Origin of the sequence: Sphingomonas sp. BK580, from assembly GCF_014194975.1 — a bacterium.
Classification (GTDB): domain Bacteria; phylum Pseudomonadota; class Alphaproteobacteria; order Sphingomonadales; family Sphingomonadaceae; genus Sphingomonas.
Window position 1 is genome coordinate 1 of the sequence record NZ_JACIAY010000009.1, and the last position, 19,094, is coordinate 19,094.

Below are 19,094 nucleotides of genomic sequence, written 5' to 3' on the forward strand. Positions count from 1 at the left end.
TAGCAAACGCGGCTCTGAACAGGGGCGGTTTTCCGGGACTTTTGGCCTGACGATGGGCCATTTTCCCGTAGCAGCTTGGGGTAGCAGACGCTCTCTGGGGACCGTTTTTGGGACGATCCCCGAGAGATATCACGCACTTGAGAAGTGCTGGTGCCCAGAAGAGGACTCGAACCTCCACGACCTTGCGATCGCCAGCACCTGAAGCTGGTGCGTCTACCAATTCCGCCATCTGGGCACGGGGTAGGCCGGCGCCTCTAGGGGGTGGTCGCCGCCCTTGTCAACACGCATTTTCACGAACCTCGCCGCACTGCCGCATCCGGCCTTGTCATCGGCGGGCGCGGCGGGCAGAGCGGCGCGCGTAGCGGAAAGGCGTTCGAGATGAAGGACGGCATGAACGACAGACTGGTCACGCTGATCGGCGGCGGGGGGTTCCTCGGCCGCTATGTCGCGCAGGCCCTGCTCAAGACCGGCGCGCGCGTCCGCGTGGCGCAGCGCGACCCGCGCCAGGCCTTCTTCATCAAGCCGCTGGGCGGGCTGGGGCAGACCCAGTTCGTCGCCGCCGACATCGCGCGGCCCGAGACGATCCAGCGTGCGGTCGCGGGCGCGGACGCGGTGGTCAACCTGGTCGGCACCTTCGCGGGCAACCTCCAGCGCGTCCACGTCGACGGCGCGCGCATCGTCGCCGAGGCGGCGCGCGACGCGGGCGCGGCGCTGGTCCATGTCTCTGCGATCGGCGCCGACGCGACCGGCGACTCGCTCTACGCGCGCACCAAGGGCGCGGGCGAGCAGGCGGTGCGCCAGGCCGACCCGTCCGCGACGATCCTGCGCCCCTCCACCGTGTTCGGGCGCGAGGACCAGTTCCTCAACCGCTTCGCCGGGATGATCGCGCGGCTGCCGGTGGTGCCGGTGCTGCGCCCGAGCGCGCGCTTCCAGCCGGTCTATGTCGTCGACGTCGCGCAGGCGGTGTTCGCCGCCATCGCCGACCGCGACGCGCACGCCGGCCACACCTACGAGCTGGGCGGGCCCGAGGTGCTGACGATGCTCCAGCTCAACCGCCGCGTCGCCGAGCATATCGGCCGCCGCCCGCGCTTCGTGACGGTGCCCGACGGCGCGGGCGCCCTGCTCGCCGCGCTGCCGCTGACGCCGATCTCGGGCGACCAGTGGAAGCTGCTCGGCCACGACAGCGTCGTCGGCCAGGGCGCCGAGGGTCTGGCCGCGCTCGGCGTCGAGCCGACCCCGATCGACGCGGTCGCGCCCAACTGGCTGGTGCGCTACCGCAAAGCGGGGCGCTTCAGCATGATCAACCAGACCGCGGGCTGATCGGCGCGCGGGAGACGCGCCGGTGAGCTCGGGGGGAGAAAGACATTGAACGACCTGCTGATCACCATCCTCCTCGGCATCGTCGAGGGGGTCACCGAGTTCCTGCCCGTCTCCTCCACCGGGCACCTCGTGCTCGCCGGCGCGCTGCTGGGGCTGAAGGAGGCCGACGCCACCTTCGACATCGTCATCCAGCTCGGCGCGATCCTGGCGGTGATCGTGCTGTTCTGGCGGCGCTTCCTGAAGGTCGGCGAGGGCCTGCTGCGACGCGATCCCGGCGCGATCCGCTTCACCCGCAACGTGCTGCTCGGCTTCCTGCCCTCCGCCGTCGTGGGCGCGATCGCCTATTCCTCGATCCGCAAGGTGCTCGAGGCGCCCGGCATCGGGCCGACCGTGGTGGCGGTGGCGCTGATCGTCGGCGGCATCGCGATCCTGTTCATCGAGCGCACCGTCCCCCCCGCCCCCAAGAGCGAGGTGGAGACGATGTCGTGGCGCGTCGCGCTCGGCATCGGCGTGGTGCAGTGCATCTCGATGATCCCGGGCGTCAGCCGCTCGGGCGCGACGATCATGGGCGCGCGCGCGATGCGCGTCGACCAGGAGACCGCCGCCGAGTACAGCTTCTTCCTCGCGATCCCGACGATGCTCGGCGCCACCACGCTGGCTTTGTGGAAGAGCCGCGACCTGCCCGGCCACGTCGACTACGGCGCGATCGCGATCGGCTTCGTCGTCGCCTTCGTCGTCGCGCTGCTGGTGATCCGCTGGTTCATGGGCGTCGTGACCAAGCACGGTTTCGCGCCCTTCGCCTGGTACCGCATCGTTGCGGGCACGCTCGCGCTCATCCTGCTCGCGCTACATTGATCCGGACCGGCCCTTCTTCTCACGCCCAAGTGGAAGGAGGCTGCGTCAGCGCGCAACAATCGAAGTTTTTGCGGCAGCTTTGCTGACGTATCGGCCAGAAAGTGCGTGACTCACCTATGTCGGTGTGAGACGTCGGCTGTCGGAGGACACCGATGGCCGACATGCTCAAGTTCGTGGATCGCGCGCAATCCTATCCCGCCAAGCGCGGGGCGGCCGATCGCGCCGACGATTTCCGCGAGATCGCCGAGCGCTACGCCACGCCCGCGGCGGAGGATCAGGCCGGGCGCTGCTCGCAGTGCGGCGTGCCCTATTGCTCGGTCCACTGCCCGCTCCACAACCACATCCCCGACTGGCTGCGGCTCACCGCCGAGGGCCGGCTGCGCGAGGCCTATGAGCTGAGCAACGCCACCTCGACCATGCCCGAGATCTGCGGCCGCATCTGCCCGCAGGACCGGCTGTGCGAGGGCAATTGCGTGATCGAGTTCAGCGGCCACGGCGCGGTGACGATCGGCTCGGTCGAGAAGTTCATCACCGATACCGCCTGGGAGGAGGGCTGGGTCGAGCCGCTCGTCCCCGGCCCGGCGCGCGGCCAGTCGGTCGGCGTGATCGGCGCCGGTCCGGCCGGGCTCACCGCGGCGGAATATCTGCGCGGCCACGGCTATGAGGTCCACGTCTACGACCGCCACGACCGCGCCGGCGGGCTGCTGACCTACGGCATCCCCGGCTTCAAGCTGGAGAAGCCGGTGGTGATGCGCCGCGTCGAGCGGCTCAAGGCGGGCGGGATCGTCTTCCACGAGGGCTTCGAGGTCGGCCGCGACGCCACGCTGGACGAGCTGCGCGCGCGCCACGACTCGCTGCTGATCGCGACCGGCGTCTACCAGGCGCGCGCGATCGATCTCGCCGGCAACGACCTGGCCGGGGTCGTCCCCGCGCTCGACTTCCTCACCGCGTCGAACCGCAAGGGCTTCGGCGACCATGTCCCCGCCTTCGAGGACGGCTCGCTCAACGCCGCCGGGCGCGACGTGGTGGTGATCGGCGGCGGCGACACCGCGATGGACTGCGTCCGCACCGCGATCCGCCAGGGCGCCACCAGCGTGAAGTGCCTCTACCGTCGCGACCGCGCCAACATGCCCGGCTCGCAGCGCGAGGTCGCCAACGCCGAGGAGGAGGGCGTCGAATTCGTCTGGCTCGCCGCGCCCGCCCGCTTCAGCGGCGTCGAGGGCAGGGTGAGCGGGGTCGAGGTCAACCGCATGCGGCTCGGTGCGCCCGACGCGAGCGGGCGGCGCGCCCCCGAGGTCGCCCCCGGCGGCGCGGAGACGATGGCGGCGGACCTGGTGATCAAGGCGCTCGGCTTCGACGCCGAGGAACTGCCGCGGCTGTGGGACGCCGCCGAGCTGGGCGTCACGCGCTGGGGCACGGTGCTGGTCGATTCCAAGACGCTGATGACCAGCCTCGACGGCGTGTTCGCGGCGGGCGACATCGTCCGCGGCGCCAGCCTGGTGGTGTGGGCGATCCGCGACGGCCGCGACGTGGCGGCGACGATGCACCAATATCTGAAGGCCAAGGCGAAGAGCGAGAAGGTCGCGGCGTGATCGCGCGACCCGTTCTCCTCGCCGCACTGGCCGTGGCCGCCGCGCCGGCCGCGGCGCAGACCGGCGCGCCCGGCCCGGCCGCCATCGCCGCGCCCGAGCCGGCGCGGCTCGCCGCCGCGCGGCGCGTGCTCGACCGGCTGATGCCGCCCGCGACCCGCGCGGCGACCGTCTCCGCGATGGTCGCGCCGATGATGGCGAACATGCGCGAGGGCATGAAGCAGAGCCCGCAGCTGGGTGCGATGCTGCGGGAGAACGCCAAGATGAAGGCGGTGTTCGATCGCTTCATGGGCGCGCAGGAGCAGCGCTCGCTGACGCTGATCCGTGACTCGATGCCGGGAATGGTGGAAGCGATGGCGCGCGCCTATGCGCGCCGCTTCGACGTGACGCAGCTCGGCGAGATCGAGCGGTTCTTCGCCACGCCGACCGGCGCCGCCTATGCCCAGGCGTCGATGTCGGTCATGAGCGATCCCGACGTCGCCGCCTTCCAGCGCCAGATGATGGCGGACGCGATGCGCCAGGCACAAGAGAGCACCGGCGATCTCGCCAAGGAGATCGCGGCGGTGCAGGCGGAGGCGCGGCAGTGACGCTGCGCTCGCGATGAGGCTGCCCGCCGACTATGTCGCGGCGATCAAGGAGGCCGCGCGCGAGACGTTCGGCGACGGCGCGGTGGTGCGCCTGTTCACGCGGAAGTCCGATCCCTCAGCGCGCGATCGTGCTCCGGCGAACGCCGGAGCCCAGGGCCGTGAGCGTAACGTGCGCGGCCCTGGGCTCCTGCCTGCGCAGGAGCACGGCCGTTCAACACGGGCATACGGCACGCTCGCGCACGATTACCCCACCCGCGCTGCCGCACCGGCCGAGCGCGCCCGTCTCGCCTCTCTCGACCTGCCCGACCTGATCGCCGGCACGCGCCGCACCCTCTCTCACCTGCGCTCCGAGGAGCTGATCCCATGACCGACACGCTCGACGCCCGCCGCCGGCACCTCGCCACCCACGGCATGTACCGCCCCGAGTTCGAGGGTGACGCGTGCGGCGTCGGCCTCGTCGCCGCGACCGACGGGCGCGCCTCGCGCCGCGTCGTCCAGTCCGCGATCGACGCGCTCAAGGCGGTGTGGCACCGCGGCGCGGTCGACGCCGACGGCAAGACCGGCGACGGCGCGGGCCTCCACGTCGACCTGCCGGTGCGCTTCTTCGACGATTGCGTCGCCGCCAGCGGGCACAAGCTGCTCCCCAACCGCCTCGCCGTCGGCATGGTGTTCCTGCCGCGCACCGACCTCGGCGCGCAGGAGACCTGCCGCACCATCGTCGAGAGCGCGATCATCGAGGCGGGCTACACCATCTACGGCTGGCGCCAGGTGCCGGTCGACGTGTCGGTGATCGGGCTCAAGGCGCAGTCGACGCGGCCCGAGATCGAGCAGATCATGATCGCCGGCCCGCTGCCCGACGAAGTCTCGGCCGAGGAGTTCGAGAAGAACCTGTATCTCGTCCGCCGCCGCATCGAGAAGCGCGTGATCGCGGCGCAGATCCAGGGCTTCTACGTCTGCTCGCTGAGCTGCCGCTCGATCATCTACAAGGGGCTGTTCCTCGCCGAGAGCCTGTCGGTCTTCTACCCCGACCTGCAGGACCAGCGCTTCGAGAGCCGCGTCGCGATCTTTCACCAGCGCTATTCCACCAACACCTTCCCGCAATGGTGGCTGGCGCAGCCGTTCCGCTGCCTCGCCCACAACGGCGAGATCAACACCGTGCGCGGCAACAAGAACTGGATGCTCAGCCACGAGATCCGCATGGCCTCGATCGCGTTCGGCGAGCATTCGGAGGACATCAAGCCGGTGATCCCCGCCGGCGCGTCGGACACCGCCGCGCTCGACGCCACCTTCGAGGCGATCTGCCGCTCGGGCCGCGACGCGCCCACCGCCAAGCTGATGCTGGTACCCGAGGCCTATTCGGACGACATGCCGCCCGCGCATCACGCGATGTACCAGTATCTCGCCTCGGTGATGGAGCCGTGGGACGGCCCCGCCGCGCTGGCGATGACCGACGGGCGCTGGGCGGTCGGCGGGGTCGACCGCAACGCGCTGCGCCCGCTGCGCTTCACCGAGACCGCCGACGGGCTGCTGATCGTCGGCTCGGAGGCGGGCATGGTGGTGGTGCCCGAGAGCACCGTGATCGCCAAGGGCCGGCTGGGGCCAGGGCAGATGATCGCGGTCGACCTGCACGAGGGCCGCGTGCTGCGCGACCGCGAGGTGAAGGACCGTATCGCCGCCGAGCAGGACTATGCCGCGATGATCGGCGAGTTCTCCACCATGGCCGACCTGCCCCCCGCGCCCGTCGACACGCTGACGCGCTACGCCCGCGCCGACCTCACGCGACGCCAGGTCGCCGCCGGGCAGACGATCGAGGACATGGAGCTGATCCTGTCGCCGATGGTGGAGAGCGGCAAGGAGGCGATCGGCTCGATGGGGGACGACACGCCGCTCGCGGTGATCTCGGACAAGCCGCGCCTGATCAGCCAGTTCTTCCGCCAGAACTTCAGCCAGGTGACCAACCCGCCGATCGATCCGCTGCGCGAACGCTACGTGATGTCGCTGCGCACGCGCTTCGGCAACCTCGCCAACATCCTCGACACCGAGGACCGGCGCGAGCGCGTGCTGGTGCTCGACAGCCCGGTGCTGACCTCGACCGACTGGGCGCGGCTCAAGGGCTATTTCGGCCAGGCCGCGGCCGACATCGACTGCACCTTCGAGGCGGGCGGCGGGCCGGAGAAGCTGCGCGCCGCGATCCAGCGCATCCGCAACCAGGCCGAGCAGGCGGTGCGCGAGGGCAAGAGCGAGCTGTTCCTCACCGACGAGCATATCAGCGAGGACCGCGTCGCCATCCCGGGCGTGCTCGCCGCCGCGGCGGTGCACACGCATCTCGTCCGCCGCGGGCTGCGCTCCTACGCCTCGGTCAACGTGCGCGCGGCGGAATGCCTCGACACGCATTATTACGCAGTGCTGATCGGCGTCGGCGCCACCACGGTGAACGCCTACCTCGCCGAGGCCGCGATCGCCGACCGCCACGCGCGCGGGCTGTTCGGAAAACTCTCGCTCGAGGACTGCCTCGCCCGGCACAAGAAGGCGATCGAGGAGGGCCTGCTCAAGATCCTCAGCAAGATGGGGATCTCGGTGATCTCCAGCTACCGCGGCGGCTATAATTTCGAGGCGGTCGGGCTCAGCCGCAGCCTCGTCAACGATCTGTTCCCCGGCATGCCGGCGAAGATCTCGGGCGAGGGCTATGCCTCGCTCCACGTCAACGCCACCGAGCGTCACGAGGCGGCGTACGATCAGGCGGTGGCGACGCTGCCGATCGGCGGCTTCTACCGCCAGCGCCACAGCGGCGAGGCGCACGCCTATTCGGCGCAGCTGATGCACCTGCTGCAGACCGCGGTGGCGACCGACAGCTACTCGAGCTACCTGCAATTCTCGCGCGGCGTCGCCGACCTGCCGCCGATCTACCTGCGCGACCTGCTCCAGTTCAACTTCCCCAACGAGGGCGTGCCGGTCGACCAGGTCGAGGCGATCACCGAGATCCGCAAGCGCTTCGTCACCCCGGGCATGTCGCTCGGCGCGCTCAGCCCCGAGGCGCACGAGATGCTGGCGATCGCGATGAACCGGATCGGCGCCAAGGCGGTGTCGGGCGAGGGCGGCGAGGACAAGGCGCGCTACACGCCCTATGCCAACGGCGACAACGCCAACTCGGTGATCAAGCAGATCGCCAGCGGGCGCTTCGGCGTGACGGCCGAGTATCTCAACGCCTGCGACGAGATCGAGATCAAGGTCGCGCAGGGCGCCAAGCCCGGCGAGGGTGGGCAGCTGCCCGGCTTCAAGGTGACCGAGTTCATCGCCAAGCTGCGCCACGCCACCCCGGGCGTGACGCTGATCAGCCCGCCGCCGCACCACGACATCTACTCGATCGAGGACCTGGCGCAGCTGATCTACGACCTCAAGCAGATCAACCCGCGCGCGCGCGTCTGCGTCAAGCTGGTCAGCTCGGCGGGGATCGGCACGGTCGCGGCGGGTGTGGCCAAGGCACACGCCGACGTGATCCTCGTCTCGGGCCATGTCGGCGGCACCGGCGCCTCGCCCCAGACCAGCATCAAATATGCCGGCACGCCGTGGGAGATGGGGCTCTCCGAAGTGAACCAGGTGCTCACGCTCAACGGGCTGCGCGGGCGGATCAAGCTGCGCGCCGACGGCGGGCTCAAGACCGGGCGCGACATCGTCGTCGCCGCGATCCTGGGCGCGGAGGAGTTCGGCATCGGCACGCTCAGCCTGGTGGCGATGGGCTGCATCATGGTGCGCCAGTGCCACTCGAACACCTGCCCGGTCGGCGTCTGCACGCAGGACGAGGCGCTGCGGCAGAAGTTCGTCGGCACGCCCGAGAAGGTGATCAACCTGATGACCTTCATCGCCGAGGAGGTGCGCGACATCCTCGCCCGGCTGGGCGTCCGCAGCCTCGACGAGGTGATCGGCCGCACCGAGCTGCTGCGCCAGGTCAGCCGCGGCGCCGAGCATCTCGACGACCTCGACCTCAACCCGATCCTCGCCAAGGTCGACGCCACCGACGCCGAGCGCCGGTTCTCGCTCAGCACCTTCCGCAACGAGGTGCCCGACAGCCTCGACGCGCAGATCATCAAGGACGGCGCGCCGGTCTTCTCGCGCGGCGAGAAGATGCAGCTCACCTATTCGGTGCGCAACACGCACCGGGCGGTGGGCACGCGCCTCTCCAGCGAGATCACGCGCAAGTTCGGCATGTCGACGCTGGCGGAGGGTCACGTCACGATCCGGCTGCGCGGCTCGGCGGGCCAGTCGCTCGGCGCCTTCCTGTGCCGCGGCATCACGCTGGAGGTGTTCGGCGACGCCAACGACTATGTCGGCAAGGGGCTGTCGGGCGGTACCATCATCGTCCGCCCGGCGGTGTCCTCGCCGCTGCGCAGCCAGGAGAACACGATCCTCGGCAACACCGTGCTGTACGGCGCCACCTCGGGCAAGTTGTTCGCGGCGGGCCAGGCCGGCGAGCGCTTCGCGGTGCGCAACTCGGGGGCGACCGTGGTGGTGGAGGGCTGCGGCGCCAACGGCTGCGAATATATGACCGGCGGCGTCGCGGTGGTGCTTGGCGCGGTCGGCGCCAACTTCGGCGCGGGCATGACCGGGGGCATGGCGTTCGTCTACGACGCCGACGGCAGCTTCGCGCGCTCCGCCAACCCGGAGAACATCACCTGGCAGCGCGTCGCCGCGGCGCACTGGGAGGAGCAGCTGCGCTCGCTGATCGCCGAGCATGCGGTGGCGACCGACAGCCGCTGGTCGCGCGGCCTGCTCGACGACTGGGAGCGCACGATCGCCTCGATCTGGCAGGTGGTGCCGCGCGAGATGCTGACGCGGCTGGCGCACCCCCTCGACGACGCGGAGACGCTGGTGGCGGCGGAATAAGGCGGGCGCGGGGCGCAGCCACCGGCACGTGCAGGCTCCGCCCCCTCCCCTGATGTTAATCGTGCCCCCTCCCATGATCGTCGTCCCCGCGCAGGCGGGTATCCAGACGCGCGGACCTCAGCGGTAGAGGCGCCACGTCAGCGTATCTGGATCCCCGCCCGCGCGGGGATGACGATAGTGGGGAGCGCGGGGTGCGACGTCAGCGTCCCTGGACCTCGCCTTCGCCGGAATGACGAAGGTGGCGAGCGCCCCGTGCAACGTCAGCGTCTCAGAACCTCGCCCTCGCGGGGATGACGGAAGAGCGAGCGTCGCCGCCCCCGCACCACCACGAACGCCACCCCGCCCGCCAGCGCGAGCACCGGCCAGCCGCCGGGGTCGTGCCACAGGTAGCGAAGCGCCGCGGCGAGCGCCGCCAGCGCCACCAGCGCGCGCGCGACCGGCGCGTGGAGCTGCCGCCCCAGCCACGAGGCCAGCAGCAGCGCCGCCGCGGCGTTGAGCGCGAGCCAGCCGTAGGACTCGAGCGGCGGCAGCGCGCCGTGCAGCGGCAGCTTTACCGTGGCATAGCCGACCATTCGGCGCGGGAAACAGTCGGCGGCGAGGTGGACGCCCACGCCCGCGGCGATCCCGCAGGCGGCGGCGCGCTGGCGCGACGCGAGCAGCAGCAGCGCGGGCAGCAGGCTGTGCGTCAGTGCGCTGCGATGGCCGAGCCCGAGCCGCAGGTCGACGTCGGGCAGCATCAGCCCGACCGCGAGCGCGATCAGGGTGACGAGCGCGGCGGTCGCGGCCGAGACGGCGGGCGGGGGCGCGGGGGCGGGCGCGGCGGACGGCATCGATGCCGCCGCTGCCACGCCGCGGGGTCGCCGTCACCCCCACGCGTGACCCGGCGGGGCGCGCGACCGCGCCGATGCCGGCGCTGGCGCTCGCGTGGGCGGACGGCCGGTCGAGTCAGGACCGCATCGACCGCGTTACCGGTGACCAGAGCCTGATCCATCCGAGCCGAACCGTGCTCCCGCGCACGCGGGAGCCCGGAGCCGGGGCGGTAGGATGGACGACCCTGGGCTCCGGCGTTCGCCGGAGCACGCTGGGAGTTCAGATGAGGTGGATCAGATCCTAGCTGACCGATCGCGGGCGACGCGTCGGCGATGTGCCGCGCTCGCTCCCTCTCGCCATCGGTCATCGTCGCCGAGCCGTGCGACGGCGCACGCCGGTGCTGAGCGTGACGGGCGATGGCGCTTGCCGTCCCGCGCTCCTGCGCGTTTCACGTTCGTGGTCGGCGGGTTGCTCGTGGGGAGCCGTGTAGCCGCCGCGGCGTCGCCCGTGGACGATCGTAGCGGGCGGCGTCGGCCGCGAACCAAGGCATCTCGGTGATCGCGTGAGGCGAGTCGGTCGCGGCCGGCGTGCTCGACTCCGCGGCTCCGCCATGCTGCCCTTTACCCGCTCCAACCAGCCGCCCGACCCACGACGGTTGCGCAGGAGCGCAGCGGCCGCGTTGCACCGATCTCCCGAATGGGCGCGGCGCGGTCAGCGCAGCGTCGCGCGGTAGCGCAGCAGCGCCTCCGGCTCGTCGGTCTGGACGATGCTGACGCCGTCGCGATACATCCGGCCCCACGCCGCGTCGGGATCGCGCGGCGCGTCGCGGTCGCCGTCATAGCCCGCGACGAACCCCTCCCACAGGCTGTTGACCCACAGCCGCGCCCCGCGCGCGCGCCGCCGCGCTCACCTGCGCCAGTTGCGCCGCGCTCAGTCGCGGCAGCTCGACGCCGAGCAGGCGCGCCAGCGCCGCGGTCTGACGGCGTAGCAGCGCGGCGAAATCGGCGCGCTGCCCCGGGTTGAGCAGGATCGGCATATGGCCAAGGCGGCGAGGGTCGGCTCGTCCGCCATCGCGGGCGCCTCGTCACCCACCTCGCTCTTGAGGATGATGACCTCTTCCATCCTGGCGCGGCGCACCCCCAACCGCGACGCCCTCGTCGGAGGGGATCGCCGCGGCGGAGTGTCGCGGGAAGGTCGCGGGGCCGTTACGATCCGCCGATCCGGGTCAGGCGGGCGCGTGTCTCCGCCGCACGTCCCCGGCGCAGCGCGATCCCGGCGAGCGCCAAGCCGAGGATCATCGTCATCCAGGTCGCCGGTTCGGGCACCGCGGTGCGCGCGATGATGCCACCGGTATAGTCGAGCACGCTGATCCCGTCGGTGGTGCCGGCGCCGTAGCTGACGCCCTGGCCGGTGTCGCCGTTGCTCCAGAAGTTGATCGCCTTGCCGCTGCTGGTGGTGAAGACCAGCCCGTAGATGTCGAGAAAGCCACCGCCGATCGGATAGTCGGTCGCGGTCGGCGGCGAGCCGCCGGGGTAGAAGAGGTTGTCGTAGGAGAAGCCGGGCGCCTTGCCATCGGGCCCGGGCACGCCGTTCTTGACGATGTAATGACCGAAGCTCGCCGGGGCGAGCAGATTGCCCGAGGTCGGCTTGCCCGGGTTGCTCGGCACCACGCCGGTGATCATGGTGGTCAGGTTGATGTTGCTGTTGCGCAGCGTGCCGCTCGCGCCGGTGACGATGTAGGAGCCCACCGGGTCGTAGCTGTTGGGCGAGGTGCCGATCGGCCCGGTGTTCGGGTTCGCCTCATAGGTGAGCGAGACGGTGCCGCTCAGCCCGCCCCCGCTGACATCGAAGACATAGCTCGCCGCGCTGGCCGGCGCGCCCATCGACACGGCCGCCGCCGCGGCGATCACTGCCCATCGCCTCATAGCTTCCTCCCTCCGGGACTCGCGCCGTCGGGTCGCCGCGGCGTCGGCGCCGAGGATGAGCGAGAGCATGGTGAAAAGATTGTACGTTCCGGCCGGGGCGGACGGCGGGTGAGACGCTGGCCCGTCCCTGTCACCCTGCCCGTCGTCCCGGACTTGGATGACGGACGAGCGAAGCCGACTGCCGTGCCGCGTCGGTCCTCGTGGCAGCGCGCGTCGTCGCGTCCGCTCAGCTCGCCATCGGCAGCCGCAGCCGCACCAGCAGCCCGCCGAGATCCTCGCTCTCCTCCAGCGCCACGGTACCGTCGTAGATCTCGGCGACGTCGCGCACGATCGCGAGACCGAGGCCGGTGCCCGGCTTGCCGGTGTCGAGCCGCACGCCGCGGTCGAAGATGCGGACGCGGTCGGCCTCGGGGATGCCGAGCCCGTCGTCCTCCACCACCACCTCGACGAAGCCCGCCTGCGCGCCCACCGTGACGAAGACGCTGCCGCCGCCGTATTTGGCCGCGTTCTCGACGAGGTTGCCCATGATCTCGTCGAGGTCCTGGCGCTCGATATGCGCCACCAGATCCTTGGGTCCGGTCATGTCGATGCGGACGTGCGGGTAGAGCCGCTGCACCGCGCGCTCGACCGACTCGACGCTCGGCCAGACCGCGGCGCGGCTGTGCGCCGAGCCGCGCCGCCCCACCGCGCGCGCGCGCGCGAGATGGTGGTCGACCTGCCGCCGCATCGTCCGCGCCTCGCGGATCACCGTCGCGGCGAGGTCGTCCGACTGGGCGGTGGCGGCGTTCATGATCACGGTCAGCGGCGTCTTGAGCGCGTGCGCCAGGTTGCCGGCGTGGCGCCGTGCCTCCTCCGCCTGGGTCTCGTTGTGCGCCACCAGCGCGTTGAGCTCCTCCACCATCGGCAGCAGCTCGAGCGGCATCTTGCCGCTGATCCGGCTCGACTTGCCCGCGCGCATCTTGGCGATCTCGATGCGCAGCCGGCGCAGCGGCAGCAGGCCGTAGAAGGTCTGCAACGCCGCCAGGATCACGAGCCCGACGCCGAGCAGCACGAAGCTGCGCACCAACGTGCGGCGCAGCACCGCGATCTGCGCGTCCAGCGCCTCGCGGCTCGACGCCACCTGGAAGCGCCAGCGCACCTTGGAGCCGGGCAGCGTCACGTCGCGCTCGACGATGCGCAGCTTCTCGTCCTTGAACTGCTCGCTGTCGTAGCTGTGGACGGCGCGGTCGTCGTGCGGCTTGCCGTAGGCGAGCGTACGGTCCCACAGCGAGCGCGAGACGAACGCCTCGTGCCCCGGGGCCGATACCTGCCAGTAGAGCCCCGAATAGGGCTCGACGAAGCGCTGGTCGGCGGGCTCGCGGTTGAAGATGACCTCGCCGGTCGAGTCCATCTCGGCCGAGACCAGCAGCGAGCGCAGCACGTATTCGAGCTGGTCGTCGGCGTTGCCCGTCACCGCGCCGACCAGCACGCGATCGAGCGCGAAACCTCCGCCGACCAGCAGCGCCGAGATCCACAGCGCCGCGATCAGGATCATGCGGCGCGTGATCGAGCCGCGCGCGCGCGGTTCCTCGACCGGCGCGTCGGCGGCGAGGTCGGCCGCGGTCACGCGATCATGCGTCCGGATCGTCCAGGCTGTAGCCGAGGCCGCGGATCGTGGTGATCACGTCCTGCCCCAGCTTCTTGCGGATGCGCGTGACGAACACCTCGATCGTGTTCGAGTCGCGGTCGAAGTCCTGGTCGTAGATATGCTCGATCAGCTCGGTGCGGCTCACCACCTTGCCCTTGTGGTGGAGCAGGTAGCTGAGCAGCTTGTACTCCTGCGCGGTGAGCTTCACCGGCTCGCCGTTGCGCGTCACCTTGCCCGAGCGCGTGTCGAGTCGCACGTCGCCCGCGGTCAGCTCGGACGAGGCGTTGCCCGAGGCGCGGCGGATCAGCGCGCGCAGCCGGGCGATCAGCTCCTCGGTCTGGAAGGGCTTGGCGACGTAATCGTCGGCGCCGGCATCGAGCCCCGCGACCTTGTCGGACCAGCTGTCACGCGCGGTCAGCACCAGCACGGGGGTGACTCGCCCTTCCTTGCGCCAGCGGTCGAGCACGGTCAGCCCGTCGATCTCGGGCAGGCCGAGGTCGAGCACGATCGCGTCGTAATTCTCGGTCGAACCGAGGAAATGCCCCTCCTCGCCGTCGGTGGCGAGATCGATCGCATAGCCCGCCCCCTCCAGCGTGGACTTGAGCTGCTGGCCGAGGTTCGGCTCGTCCTCGACGATGAGCACGCGCATACCTGTTCTTTCCCCTCAGTTGCCGGTTCGGCCGATGATCTGCCCGGAACGGCCGTCGACGTCGACCCAGATGACGTTGCCGTCGCGCAGGAACTTGAGCGTGTAGACGCCGCTCGGCATCTCCAGATCGACCCCGATATATTGCGCGCCCTTCATCGTCGGCAGCACGCGCCGCTCGATCTCGGGCAGCGGCAGGATCTTGCCCGCGCGCCGCGCCTGCAGCGCCACCGCCCCCTCGCGCACCTGCTCGGGCGCGGCCGCGGCCGGCGCGGCGAGCGCGAGCGGCAGCAGGAGCGGGAGCAGGCGGCGGTGCATTCTCACTCGTGCTCGCATAGGGAGAGGGGCTTGAACAGCCTGTGAATGGCGGCAGTGCCGCGCAGCAACCCCTTGCCGTGGCGGGATGTTCCGCGCCCCGCGCTCAGCGGTGCAGCAGCTGGTCGAGCTTCTGGGTCAGCTGTGTCAGCGTCACCGGCTTCTGCAGCCGCGCGACATCGCGGTAGAGTGGCGGGATGGTCGCAGTGTCATAGCCGCTGAGGAACATCAGCGGCACGCCGCGAGAGAGCAACGCGTCGGCGAGCGGGAAGCTGAGATCGCCGCGCAGGTTGATGTCGAGCAGCGCGGCGTCGATCGCGGCGTCCCCGGCGGCATGCGCCAGCGCGGGGGCGAGGCTGGCGAACAGCGTGACGCTCGCGCCGGCATCGAGCAGGGCGCGCTCCAGCCGCACCGCGACGTAGAACTCGTCCTCGCACACCAGCAGCCGACGTCCCGCGAGCACGCCGGCGCCCGCGTCTCGCCCGCCCCCGCTCATGCCGCCCCGCCGAGCGGGACGTGCAGCCGGCACGTCACCGCGCCAGCGACGATGCGATAGTCGCTCGACGCGCCGAGCTGGAACGGCAGCGCGCGCTCGATCAGCTCGCGCCCGAAGCCGCGCCGCGAGTCGGTCGCCGGCGCGGTCCAGTCGCCGGTCTCCTCCCAGCAGAGATCGAGCAGCGGCTCTTCCCCGCTGGCGTTCACCTGCCAGCGGATCGCGATCCGCCCCGCGCCGCGCGCGATCACGCCGTGCTTGCGCGAGTTGGTGGCGAGTTCGTGGATCACCAGCGCCAGCGTCTGCACCATCGTGCTGGGCAGCAGCACGTCGGGCCCGTCCAGCGTGATCAGCGACTCGCGGTCGGCGGTCCCCAGCGCGTCGCGCTCGGTCTCGAGCAGGTGGCGCAGCGTCAGCTTCTCGCTCCCCGACAGCAGCCGCTGCGCGCGCGCCAGCGCCTGCAAGCGATCGTGGAAGCTCGCCTCGAACGCCTCGGGCGAGGACGCCGCCGCCATCGTCTGGAGCGCGATCCCCTCCACGACGGCGAGGAGGTTGCGGGTGCGATGCTGCAGCTCGGCGACCAGCACCGCCTGGCGCGCCTCGAGCGCGCGCAGGTCCTCGACGTCGGTGAAGGTGCCGACCCAGGTCGGCTCGCCCAGCTCGACCGCGGTCGGCAGCGCGCGGCCCTGGTACCAGCGATAAGTCCCGTCATGCTGGTGCCAGATGCGACACTCCACCTCGAAGATGCCGCGCGCGTCGGCCGCGCCCCAGGCCTCCTCCACCGCGACCGCATCCTCGGGGTGGACCGCGTCGAGCCAGCCGCGGCCGAGGCTCGAATCGGGGTCGCGTCCGGTCACCTCGGTCCATTGCGGGCCCATCCAGCGCCATTGCGCGCCGGGCTCGGCGCACCAGACGAGTTGCGGGATGCCCTCGAGAACCAGCCGCAGCTGCCACTCGCTGCGCTCGCGCGCGGCCTGCTCGTCGCGGCGGCGGCGCAGCGCGTCGATCCGCAGCATGCTCGCCGCGACCAGGCTGGCGTAGATGCGCAGGAAGGCGAACTCGGCCGAGAAGTCACGCGGCTCGCGCGTGCTGATGTGGAGCAGCCCCAGCATCGGCGTGCCCGGCCCGTCGCGCAGCGGGATCAGCGCCAGCCCGCGCTGGTCGAAGCGGCGAAGCAGCCCGCGCGTCTCCAGCCGCGGCTCGTCCGCCACGTCCGGGACGATCACGGGCTCGCCGTCGCGCAGCAGCCGGCTCTCCAGCGACTGCTCGTCGCGCCGCGTGATCGAGCCCCCGATCAGCGACGGCGCGACCCCGGCGCCGGCGCGCACCTCGACCGACCGACGGTCGGCGCTCTGGCGGTACAAGAGCACGATGTCGGCACCGACCGCGCGGCGAACATAGTCGCAGGCCTCCTGCAGCAGCCGGTCGATGTCCTCGGACAGGATCGCGAGCTCGGCGAAGGCGGCGAGCATCTCGTGCTGGTGGAGCGCCGCGTCGGAGGCGCGCGGCGACGCGGGAAACGCGTCCAGCGGCGATCCGTCAGCAGGCATCGCATCGGTCTCCACACGCCGCTCCCGCGACCCTGGGCGGCGGCGTGAATCACGTAAACCTGCCGCACAGGCGGCAGAACTTATTGGACAAACTTGCAACCGCCGGGGTGCGTGCCGACAGCATTGACGACGCTTGATCCCGTTTCGGGACATAACGTTCGGCAGCGTCAAACAGCTTCGTTCGCGGTGAGACGGCAAAAAATTTTCGTTCGTCGATCGTTCTCTTGCAATCGCGGGAGGCCGCGAAAGTCCGCGCGTCGCCGCGGCGCGGCGCGGCGCTCCCGGTGCTTAGGGCCGTGATCGACTGCTTTTACCGACTTGCCCGCGCTCGCGATCTGCCACAATCTGTTGAGGTACGGGCGGCGTATCGACCCCAATGGTGGTAGAACAAGGCGCGGCACCTCATATTTCGTGGGGCGTCGTGCGCCGATCGCGGTGACGCGACGGTCTCTTTTTGTTCTCAGAGGGTTCGACGTCCGCTAGGATCGGGCACTGCCCCGATTCGGTGATAGTGGCCAGGAGCGGGAGCGGCATGGCGATGGATTTCAGGGAAACGGACGGTGCGGCGATGACCACCGAGACGATCGACACGGCGCCCGTCGAGACCAAGATCGGCGAGGCCCAGCCGAGCGGCGACACGATCGCGAAGCACGGCGCGCGGGCGCGGCCCTACCCGGTCGAGGTCGATCACGGGCGCGACGCGCTGCTGACGGACTTCGGCAAGGAGACGCTCAAGGACCGCTATCTGCTGCCCGGCGAGAGCTTCCAGGACCTGTTCGTCCGCGTCGCCTCGGCCTATGCCGACGACGCCGCGCACGCGCAGCGGCTGTACGACTACATCTCGAAGCTGTGGTTCATGCCGGCCACCCCGGTGCTGTCGAACGGCGGCACCGGGCGCGGTCTGCCGATCAGCTGCTATCTCAACTCGGTGCCCGACAGCCTCGACGGCATCGTGCAGACCTGGAACGAGAACGTCTGGCTCGCCTCGCGCGGCGGCGGGATCGGCACCTATTGGGGCAACGTGCGCGGCATCGGCGAGCCGGTCGGGCTCAACGGCAAGACCAGCGGCATCATCCCGTTCGTGCGCGTGATGGACTCGCTGACGCTGGCGATCAGCCAGGGCTCGCTGCGGCGCGGCTCGGCCGCCTGCTACCTCGACATCTCGCACCCCGAGATCGAGGAGTTCCTCGAGATCCGCAAACCCTCGGGCGACTTCAACCGCAAGGCGCTCAACCTGCACCACGGCGTGCTGATCCCCGACGCCTTCATGGAGGCGGTGCGCGACGGCGCCGAGTGGCAGCTCAAAAGCCCCAAGGACGGCTCGGTGCGGGGCACGGTGGACGCGCGCGCGCTGTTCCAGAAATTGGTCGAGACCCGGCTCGCCACGGGCGAGCCGTACATCGTCTTCGCCGACCATGTGAACTCGACCATGCCCAAGCATCACCGCGACCTCGGGCTCAAGGTCTCGACCTCGAACCTGTGCAGCGAGATCACGCTGCCGACCGGCCGCGACCATCTCGGCAACGATCGCACCGCGGTGTGCTGCCTCTCCTCGCTCAACCTCGAGACATGGGACGAGTGGAAGGATGAGAAGGGCTTCGTCGAGGACGTCATGCGCTTCCTCGACAACGTGCTGCAGGACTATATCGACCGCCACGAGCCCGGGATGGAGCGCGCGGCCTATTCGGCGGGCCGCGAGCGCTCGGTCGGGCTGGGCGTGATGGGCTTCCACTCCTTCCTCCAGCAGCGCGGGCTGCCGTTCGAGGGGGCCATGGCGAAGAGCTGGAACCTCAAGATGTTCCGCCAGATCAACGCGCAGGTGAACGAGGCCTCGATGGTGCTCGCGCACGAGCGCGGCCCGTGCCCCGACGCCGCCGACATGGGGGTGATGGAGCGCTTCTCGTGCAAGATGGCGATCGCGCCGACCGCGTCGATCTCGATCATCTGCGGCGGCACCAGCGCCTGCATCGAGCCGATTCCGGCCAATATCTACACCCACAAGACGCTGTCGGGCAGCTTCGCGGTGAAGAACCCGTACCTCGAGAAGCTGCTCACCGAGAAGAGCAAGAACTCGGACGCGGTGTGGAACTCGATCCTCGAGCACGGCGGCTCGGTGCAGCACCTCGACTTCCTCAGCCAGGAGGAGAAGGACTGCTACAAGACGTCGTTCGAGATCGACCAGCGCTGGCTGCTCGAGCTCGCCGGCGACCGCACGCCCTATATCGACCAGGCGCAGTCGCTCAACCTGTTCATCCCGGCGGACGTGGAGAAGTGGGATCTCTTGATGCTCCACTTCCGCGCCTGGGAGCTGGGGATCAAGTCGCTCTACTATCTCCGCTCCAAGTCGGTGCAGCGCGCCGGCTTCGCGGGCGCCGAGGGCCAGGGCGGGGTCGAGGCGGACAACACGCTCGACAAGCCGCAATTCTCGCTCGCCGAGAGCACCGACTATGACGAGTGCCTCGCCTGTCAGTGAGATGAGTGCCGGCTAGCCGATGA

16 protein-coding genes and 1 tRNA gene are annotated in these 19,094 nt (G+C 70.5%); 7 read left to right on the top strand and 10 right to left on the bottom strand.

The features are described 5' to 3' along the window. Positions 1-148: 148 nt before the first annotated feature. Positions 149-235, bottom strand: a tRNA-Leu gene (locus FHY05_RS15365). Between the two features lie 155 nt (positions 236-390). On the opposite strand from FHY05_RS15365, the gene FHY05_RS15370 reads away from it, so the two are divergent. The 6 genes from FHY05_RS15370 (at position 391) to gltB (ending at position 9,232) form a co-directional block, all read left to right on the top strand. Further along, complete coding sequence (locus FHY05_RS15370; protein WP_183945332.1) at positions 391-1,320, top strand: complex I NDUFA9 subunit family protein; 930 nt, start codon at positions 391-393, stop codon at positions 1,318-1,320. Positions 1,321-1,365: 45 nt separating this feature from the next. Continuing rightward, on the top strand, positions 1,366-2,175 hold the full coding sequence (locus tag FHY05_RS15375; RefSeq protein WP_183945333.1) for an undecaprenyl-diphosphate phosphatase: 810 nt from the start codon (positions 1,366-1,368) through the stop codon (positions 2,173-2,175). Positions 2,176-2,327: 152 nt separating this feature from the next. After that, positions 2,328-3,767 carry an NAD(P)-dependent oxidoreductase gene (locus tag FHY05_RS15380; RefSeq protein ID WP_183945334.1) on the top strand — a complete coding sequence of 480 codons (1,440 nt, stop codon included), beginning with the start codon at positions 2,328-2,330 and terminating at the stop codon, positions 3,765-3,767. Beyond that, on the top strand, positions 3,764-4,351 hold the full coding sequence (locus FHY05_RS15385) for a hypothetical protein (RefSeq protein WP_183945335.1): 588 nt from the start codon (positions 3,764-3,766) through the stop codon (positions 4,349-4,351). The genes FHY05_RS15380 and FHY05_RS15385 overlap by 4 nt, the downstream gene beginning before the upstream one ends. A 13-nt stretch (positions 4,352-4,364) precedes the next feature. After that, positions 4,365-4,718 carry a hypothetical protein gene (locus tag FHY05_RS15390; RefSeq protein WP_183945336.1) on the top strand — a complete coding sequence of 118 codons (354 nt, stop codon included), beginning with the start codon at positions 4,365-4,367 and terminating at the stop codon, positions 4,716-4,718. Beyond that, entirely contained in the window at positions 4,715-9,232 is a 4,518-nt protein-coding gene (gene gltB / locus FHY05_RS15395) for a glutamate synthase large subunit (RefSeq protein WP_183945337.1), read from the top strand. The genes FHY05_RS15390 and gltB overlap by 4 nt, the downstream gene beginning before the upstream one ends. A 260-nt stretch (positions 9,233-9,492) precedes the next feature. On the opposite strand, the gene FHY05_RS15400 is transcribed toward gltB, so the two are convergent. From FHY05_RS15400 to FHY05_RS15440, 9 genes are all read right to left on the bottom strand, one after another. Next, the gene (locus FHY05_RS15400; protein ID WP_183945338.1) at positions 9,493-10,062 is read right to left on the bottom strand and encodes a hypothetical protein; all 570 of its coding nucleotides are present in this window, start codon (positions 10,060-10,062) and stop codon (positions 9,493-9,495) included. A 691-nt stretch (positions 10,063-10,753) separates the two neighbouring features. After that, entirely contained in the window at positions 10,754-10,921 is a 168-nt protein-coding gene (locus FHY05_RS22890) for a hypothetical protein (protein WP_183945470.1), read from the bottom strand. After that, the gene (locus FHY05_RS15410) at positions 10,878-11,078 is read right to left on the bottom strand and encodes a hypothetical protein (RefSeq protein WP_183945339.1); all 201 of its coding nucleotides are present in this window, start codon (positions 11,076-11,078) and stop codon (positions 10,878-10,880) included. Before FHY05_RS15410 ends, FHY05_RS22890 begins: the two co-directional genes overlap by 44 nt. A gap of 169 nt (positions 11,079-11,247) precedes the next feature. Then, entirely contained in the window at positions 11,248-11,967 is a 720-nt protein-coding gene (locus tag FHY05_RS15415) for a PEPxxWA-CTERM sorting domain-containing protein (protein ID WP_260181613.1), read from the bottom strand. A gap of 226 nt (positions 11,968-12,193) precedes the next feature. Continuing rightward, positions 12,194-13,501, bottom strand: coding sequence for a HAMP domain-containing sensor histidine kinase (locus tag FHY05_RS15420; RefSeq protein WP_183945471.1), 1,308 nt, complete (start codon positions 13,499-13,501; stop codon positions 12,194-12,196). Positions 13,502-13,577: 76 nt separating this feature from the next. Beyond that, positions 13,578-14,243, bottom strand: coding sequence for a response regulator transcription factor (locus tag FHY05_RS15425; RefSeq protein ID WP_183923825.1), 666 nt, complete (start codon positions 14,241-14,243; stop codon positions 13,578-13,580). 15 nt (positions 14,244-14,258) lie between these two features. Then, positions 14,259-14,558 carry a hypothetical protein gene (locus tag FHY05_RS15430; RefSeq protein ID WP_260181614.1) on the bottom strand — a complete coding sequence of 100 codons (300 nt, stop codon included), beginning with the start codon at positions 14,556-14,558 and terminating at the stop codon, positions 14,259-14,261. A 103-nt stretch (positions 14,559-14,661) separates the two neighbouring features. Beyond that, the gene (locus FHY05_RS15435) at positions 14,662-15,051 is read right to left on the bottom strand and encodes a response regulator (protein WP_183945342.1); all 390 of its coding nucleotides are present in this window, start codon (positions 15,049-15,051) and stop codon (positions 14,662-14,664) included. Continuing rightward, the gene (locus FHY05_RS15440; protein ID WP_183945343.1) at positions 15,048-16,598 is read right to left on the bottom strand and encodes a sensor histidine kinase; all 1,551 of its coding nucleotides are present in this window, start codon (positions 16,596-16,598) and stop codon (positions 15,048-15,050) included. Before FHY05_RS15440 ends, FHY05_RS15435 begins: the two co-directional genes overlap by 4 nt. 538 nt (positions 16,599-17,136) lie before the next feature. Between FHY05_RS15440 and FHY05_RS15445 the strand changes: the two genes are divergently transcribed. After that, positions 17,137-19,071, top strand: coding sequence for a ribonucleoside-diphosphate reductase subunit alpha (locus tag FHY05_RS15445; RefSeq protein WP_183945472.1), 1,935 nt, complete (start codon positions 17,137-17,139; stop codon positions 19,069-19,071). The last annotated feature ends 23 nt before the right edge of the window (positions 19,072-19,094 follow it).